The 269-nt window shown below is 67.7% G+C and carries 1 protein-coding gene; it reads right to left on the bottom strand.

From position 1 onward, the window contains the following. Positions 1 to 269 (bottom strand): condensation domain-containing protein (locus XpruCFBP8353_RS23175; RefSeq protein ID WP_133125732.1); only part of this gene is annotated, 269 nt, incomplete at both ends.

The following is a 269-nucleotide window of genomic DNA, read 5'->3' as shown; positions in this document are numbered from 1 at the left end:
TCGCAGGCAATAAAACAGGTGCGCAGCGCTTCGTGGCGCGCGACGATGCGATCCAGGGCCCGCTGCAGTGCGGGAAGATCCAGCTCGCCATGCAGGTCCACCCCGCCGGCCAGCAGATAGGCCTGTGCGGCGCGGGAATCGAATTGCGCCAGGAACCACAGGCGTTGCTGCGCGAAGGACAGCGGCAGCGCTGCGCTCCGGTCGCTCGGTACGATGGCGGGTAGGGTGCTGGTATCGGCACTGTCCAACGCCAGAGCCAGCTCGGCCAG

The sequence above is a fragment of the Xanthomonas prunicola genome, from assembly GCF_002846205.1.
Lineage (GTDB): Bacteria > Pseudomonadota > Gammaproteobacteria > Xanthomonadales > Xanthomonadaceae > Xanthomonas > Xanthomonas prunicola.
Note: the sequence above shows the minus strand (reverse complement) of the source record. Positions and strands in the feature narration are given on the sequence as shown.